The sequence below is a fragment of the Variovorax sp. 20P10.2.4 genome (assembly GCF_058244205.1).
The window spans coordinates 1-5,622 of record NZ_JBZAYE010000490.1 but is presented as its reverse complement, the minus strand read 5'-3'; the positions used below and the strand labels follow the sequence as shown (position 1 = coordinate 5,622).

Annotated in this window: 6 protein-coding genes; all 6 read right to left on the bottom strand. The window is 71.0% G+C overall.

The features are described from left to right. Positions 1-314, bottom strand: a 314-nt coding sequence (locus tag AC27VN_RS31025) for a TSUP family transporter (protein ID WP_490879042.1), incomplete at its 3' end; no start/stop codon positions are given. Next, positions 311-1,828: an AMP-binding protein gene (locus tag AC27VN_RS31020; protein WP_490879041.1), complete on the bottom strand. Its 1,518-nt coding sequence runs from the start codon at positions 1,826-1,828 to the stop codon at positions 311-313. The genes AC27VN_RS31025 and AC27VN_RS31020, both read right to left, overlap by 4 nt. A 2-nt stretch (positions 1,829-1,830) precedes the next feature. Further along, positions 1,831-3,279 carry an acylating sulfoacetaldehyde dehydrogenase gene (gene sauS / locus AC27VN_RS31015; RefSeq protein ID WP_490879040.1) on the bottom strand — a complete coding sequence of 483 codons (1,449 nt, stop codon included), beginning with the start codon at positions 3,277-3,279 and terminating at the stop codon, positions 1,831-1,833. 50 nt (positions 3,280-3,329) lie between these two features. Next, positions 3,330-4,322 (bottom strand): tripartite tricarboxylate transporter substrate binding protein, encoded by a 993-nt coding sequence (locus AC27VN_RS31010; protein WP_490879039.1) that lies wholly within the window; start codon positions 4,320-4,322, stop codon positions 3,330-3,332. Next, a complete protein-coding gene (locus AC27VN_RS31005; RefSeq protein ID WP_490879038.1) occupies positions 4,319-5,110 on the bottom strand; it encodes an IclR family transcriptional regulator in 792 nt (263 codons plus the stop codon). Before AC27VN_RS31005 ends, AC27VN_RS31010 begins: the two co-directional genes overlap by 4 nt. 140 nt (positions 5,111-5,250) lie before the next feature. Further along, positions 5,251-5,622, bottom strand: a 372-nt coding sequence (locus AC27VN_RS31000; protein WP_490879037.1) for a cobaltochelatase CobT-related protein, incomplete at its 5' end; no start/stop codon positions are given.

Genomic DNA, 5,622 nt, shown 5'->3' with positions numbered 1-5,622 from the left:
TCGGGCAGCCAGGCCAACAGCGCCACGCCGAGCGGGATGAACAGCAGGTTGCCGAGCATCAGCCAGCCGAGCCAGGGCATGTCGACGTCGCGCGCGATGCCGCGCAGCTGGCTCAGGCTCGCGAGGATCTCGAGCATGAAGATCGCGGGCACCACCAGCGCGGGCGAGACCACGAGCGACATGCCGGCCACCGTGATGGCCGAGAAGCCGAAGCCCGCGAAGCCGCGCACCACGCCGGCCGCGAACACCACGCACAGGCTGTAGGCGAGCAGCAGCGGCGCCAGCGGCGGCGTCAGCAGGTCGGCCGGGTTCATGCCGCGAACAGCGGCAGCAGCTTGAGCCGCTGCACCTTGCCCGAGGGCCCGCGCGGCAGGTCGGTCACGAAGCGGTAGTGGCCCGGCGCCTTGTAGCGCCCGAGCGCCTCGGCGCTGAAGGCACGCAGCTCGTCCTCGCCGCAGGCGCTGCCCTCGCGCAGCACGATGCACACGCCGACCTCCTGGCCGTAGTGGCGGTCGGGCACGCCGACGGCCGCGGCCTCGAGCACGGCGGGATGCCGCAGCAGGGCCTCGTCGATCTCGCGCGGCGCGATGTTCTCGCCGCCCTTGATGATCAGTTCCTTGATGCGGCCGGTGACGAAGAAGAAGCCGTCGGCATCGCGGTGGCCGAGGTCGCCGGTGCGCAGCCAGCCGTCGGGCGTGAAGCTGGCGCGCGTGGCCTCCTCGTTCTTGTAGTAGCCGCGCATCACGTTGGGCCCGCGGATCGCGAGTTCGCCGGTGCTGCCGTCGGGCACTTCGGCGAGTGCCGCGTCGATCACGCGCGCCGCGCAGCCCGAGGCGCGGCCGACCGAGCCCAGCTTGCGCCGCGCCGGGTCGAGCGGGTTCGAGAACGAGGGCGCGGCGGTCTCGGTGAGGCCCATGGTCTCGACGATGCCGATGCCGAACAGGCGCTCGAAGGCGCGGTGGTGCTCGGGCGGCAGCGCGGCCGAGGCCGAGCGGCAGAAACGGATGGCGGCCGTGCGTTCGCGCGCCGGCGCCTCGCCCTCGAGCAGGTACGAGATCATGGTCGGCACCACGTTGATCCAGCTGCAGCCGGCCTGCGCGGCCTGCTCCCAGAAGCGGCCGGCCGAGAACTTCGGCGGCATCGCGAGGCTGCCGCCGTGCGCGAGCGGCGCCAGCATGGTCACGCAGAAGGCGTTGATGTGATAGAGCGGCAGCACCGCGAGCACGCGGTCGGCGCTTCCCAGTTCGTGCTCGGCGCTGATCGCCTGCGCGTTGGCCGCGAGGTTGCGCTGCGTGAGCATCACGCCCTTGGGCTGGCCCGTGGTGCCCGAGGTGTACATGAGCAGCGCGACCGCGTCGGGCGAGGGCGCGGGATGCTCCTTCGCTTCGCCTTCCCCCGGCAGCGCGAGCCCGTCGGGATCGGCCACCAGCACCGACACCGGCCGGCCGATGTCCGCGAGCATCGCGCGCACGCGTTCTTCCCACTCGGGCGCCACGCAGACCACGCGGCAGTCGGAGTGCGTGAGCACATAGCGCATCTGCTCGGGCTGCGACAGCAGGTTGACCGGGTTCACGACCATGCCCGCATGCATGGCGCCGAGCAGCAGCCGCAGCGTCTGCAGGCCGTTGGGCATCACGACCGAGACCGTGTCGCCGGGCCGCGCGCCGGCCGCCTGCAGCGCACCGGCCACGCGGCGGCAACCGAGCGCGAGCGCGGCGCAGTCGATGCGCGCCTCGCTTTCGGTGGACAGCGCATACACCGCGCCCGGCTGGCGCGCGGCGACCTGCTCGATCAGGCCATGGACGGTGTCGCCGTCGCCCGCCGCCATGCTCAGTGCGCTCCGTGCTGCGCGAAGAAGGCGCCGAAGATCTGTTCCTCGCTCGGCACCTGCTCGGCGATCGGCCGCGACACGCGCGTGATGTTCAGGTAGTGCCGGTAGTTCATGTTGTCGGAGAAGTTGTTGCGGCCCCAGGTTCCGCAGCCCATCGAGAGCGAGAACGGCAGGCCGTTGTCGAAGCTGCCGCCGGTGGCGATGCAGTGCGCCTGGTCGACGATCACGCGCGACACCGGCAGCGTCAGGCCGAGCTCGAGCGCGCGCTCGGGCACGGCCGAGTGCAGGCCCACCGAATGGCCCGCGCCCTCGTAGCCGTAGATGCGCCCGACGATCGAGGCCGCATGCGCGAAGTCGCGCGCCGCATAGACCGCGAGCACGGGGCTGAGCTTCTCGCCCGAGAACGGATGGTCGTGGCCCACGCCGTCCTCGGCCACCATCAGGATGCGCGGATCGGCCTCGGCGATCGCCTGCCAGGCCGCGCGGTTGGCGCCGTCGACCTCGGCGGCGCGCTCGGCGATGGCGCGCGCCGACTGGCCGATGACCGCGGCCGAGAGCTTGCCCTCGGGCCACATCAGTCGTTGCAGCGTGGCCTTCTGCGCCTCGCCGAGCATCACGGCGCCGCGGTCCTTGAGCGCGGCGAGCAGGCGCGCGCGCACCGCGTCGACGACCACCAGGCTGTTCTCCGACGAGCAGCTGGTCGCGTTGTCGAAGGTCTTCGAGCGAACGATGCGATCGGCCGCGGCCTCGGTATCGGCCGTTTCGTCGACGATGCCCGCGACATTGCCGGCGCCCACGCCGAAGGCCGGCGTGCCGCTCGCATAGGCGGCGCGCACATTGGCCTGCGAGCCGGTGGCCACCACCAGGTCGCACAGCCGCATCAGCTCGGCCGTCGACTGCTTGTTGACGGGTGCGGGCAGCAGCTGCACCAGGTCGCGTGGCGCGCCGATGCGGTCGAACTGCTGGTGGATGAACTCGATCAGCCGCGCCGCGGTCGACCAGCCCTTGGGCGAGGGCGCGACGATCACCGCGTTGCGGCCCTTGAGCGCATTGATGATCTTGTTGGCCGGCGTCGCGCCCGGGTTGGTCGAGGGCGTGATCGCGCACACCACGCCGACCGGCCGCGCGATCTCGACGATGCCGCGCGCCGGGTCCTCGGCGATCACGCCGACCGAGCGCGCGCCCTGCAGGTCGCGCAGCAGGCCGAAGGTCTTGCGGTGGTTCTTGCGCACCTTGTCCTCGACGTTGCCCACGCCCGTGTCGGCCACCGCCAGTTCGGCCAGCTCGCGGTTGCGCGCGGGTTCGATGAGGGCCCAGCCGGCGGCCGTGACCGCCATGTCGACCTGGGCCTGCGACCAAGTCTCGTAGATGCGCTGTGCCGCGCGGGCACGTGCCACCAGTTCGACGATGGGGCCCGAGGTTTCTGAGGAGGATGCGGAGGTGTTCATGGAAATCGCTCGGCGCCCGTGGCGCCGTTCATCAAGAAGAGAAGAAAAAACTAGTCGACGCGGATGTTCGCTTCCTTGGCGAGCTTGCTCCAGCGCACGAGTTCCGTGGAGACCACCTTGCCGAGCTGCTCGGGCGTGCCGCCCACGCCTTCGCTGCCCTGGGCCAGCAGCTTGTCGCGGATCTCGGGTTCCTTCACCACCGTGTTGATCACGCGGTTGAGCCGGTCGATCGCGGGTTGCGGCGTCTTCGCGGGCACGAACACGGCGTACCAGGAGTCGACGTCGAAGTCGGGAATGCCGGCCTCCTGCATCGTCGGCACGTCGGGGAAGGCGGCGCTGCGCTTGGTGGTCGACACGGCCAGCGCCTTGAGCTTGCCGGCCTTCACGAACTGCGCCGCGGCGGGAATCGATACCCACAAGAGCGGCACCTGGCCGCCCATCACGTCGGTGACCGCCGGGCCGCCGCCGCGGTAGGGCACGTGCGTCATCTGCGTGCCGGTGCGCAGCTTCAGCAGCTCGCCCGCGAGGTGGCCGGGCGAGCCGTTGCCCACCGAGGCGAAGGAGATGCTGTCGGGCTTGGCCTTGGCCATCGCGACCAGCTCGGCCACGGTGCTGGCCGGGAACTGCGGGTTCGCCACCAGGATCTGCGGCAGCGAGGCCACCAGGCCCACGGGCGCGAAGTCCTTCGCGGTGTCGAACGAGAGCTTGTTGTAGATGGCCGGGTTGATGGTGTGCGAGGACAGCGTGAACAGCACCGTGTAGCCGTCGGCCGGCGACTTGGCGACCAGCTCGGTGCCGATCGAGCCGGCCGCGCCGCCGCGGTTGTCGATGACGACCGGCTGGCCCAGCAGCGTCTGGAAGCGCTCCTGCACGATGCGCGCGATCACGTCGGTGCCGCCGCCGGGCGGGTAGGGCACGATCAGCTTGATCGGCTTGCTGGGGTAGTCGCTCCCGTTCTGCGCGACCGCGGCCAGCGGCGATGCCAGCGCCGCGGCGGCCAGCAGCCCCGCGCGCAACCAGGGGGCGGACAAGGACAGTCTCATGCAGGTCTCCTTCTCGTTGGGGTGGCGGGGGCGGTGGCGGGGCGGTAGCCCAGCGTGGCGCTGGCGTCGCGCGCGCAGGCCATGATGCGATCGGAGAGTTCGCGCGCCTGGGTGCGCGCGAAGCGGATGGAGGGCACGCTCATGCCGACGGCGGCCACGGCCGTGCCGCGCGCATCGAACACCGGCACGCCGAGGCCGCAGACGCCCAGGCGCCATTCCTCGCGGTTCTCGGCATAGCCGCGCGCGCGGCTGCGTTCGAGTTCGGCCTGCAGCGCATCGAAGTCGATGATGCTGTGCGGCGTGTGGGGCTGCAGCGTGCCGAACAGCGCCCGCAGCGCGGCGGCATCGAGCCGCGCGGCCGCCAGCATCGCCTTGCCGGAGGCCACGCAGCAGGCCGGCGCGCGGCCGCCGATGCGCGAATAGGCGGCCACGGGCAGCGGGCTGTCGAACTTGTCGAGGTAGACGATCTCGGCGCCGTCGAGCACCGCGAGATGGATGGTCTCGCCGCTGGCCTGCGCCAGCGCCGCGAGGTGCGGGCGCAGCAGCGCGCCGATGTCGGCCGCCTCGGAGACCATGGCGCCGAGCTCGAACAGGCGCAGGCTCGGCCGGTAGGCGCTGGTGTCGGCGTCCTGCACCGCCCAGCCGCATTCCACCAGCGTCTGCAGCGTGCGATGGGCATTGCTGCGCGCCATGCCGAAGGCAAGGGCGACGTCGGTCACGCGGCAGGCGCGTGCCTGGCGTGCCATCCATTCCATGACGGCGAGGCCTTTGGCGAGCGTGGAATCCATGCGTCTCCGTTGTCCCGACGCTTTCTATAGATTCCAAATATTGGAACAGCGTTCGGATAATTGAAACTCAATGTACAAACGCCGATGGCGCTTGTCAACGCGACACTTTCGGCTGACATGGCGCGCGGGCCATGCGGAACTCAGTGCCTATGCCGCCCCGCCATCAGCGCGATTACCTCGCGGAAGATCGCATTGCCCGTCGAGGCCGCGAGGTCCAGCACGTGGCTGTGGCTGTAGTAGGGGCTCAGGTCCAGCCCCACGCCGATGCCCGCGATCGCGATGTCGCGCTGCTGCTCCTGGCGCGCCAGCACCTCGCGCAGGTGGTGGTCGAGGTAGTGCGGATCGTTGGCGAGATGGGTCGCGCTGTCCATCGGCGAGCCGTCGGAGATCACGAGCAGCAGCTTGCGCTCTTCGCTGCGCGCGCGCAGCCGCGTGCAGGCCCAGTCCACGGCCTCGCCGTCGATGCCCTCGCGGAACAGCTCGGGCCGCAGCAGCGCGGCCATCGGCGCGCG

Bases quoted from the DNA above. Each gene is read 5' to 3' on its own strand.
- AC27VN_RS31020 (WP_490879041.1), bottom strand. From the start codon at position 1,828: ATGGCGGCGGGCGACGGCGACACCGTCCATGGCCTGATCGAGCAGGTC.
- AC27VN_RS31005 (WP_490879038.1), bottom strand. From the start codon at position 5,110: ATGGATTCCACGCTCGCCAAAGGCCTCGCCGTCATGGAATGGATGGCA.
- sauS (WP_490879040.1), bottom strand. From the start codon at position 3,279: ATGAACACCTCCGCATCCTCCTCAGAAACCTCGGGCCCCATCGTCGAA.
- AC27VN_RS31010 (WP_490879039.1), bottom strand. From the start codon at position 4,322: ATGAGACTGTCCTTGTCCGCCCCCTGGTTGCGCGCGGGGCTGCTGGCC.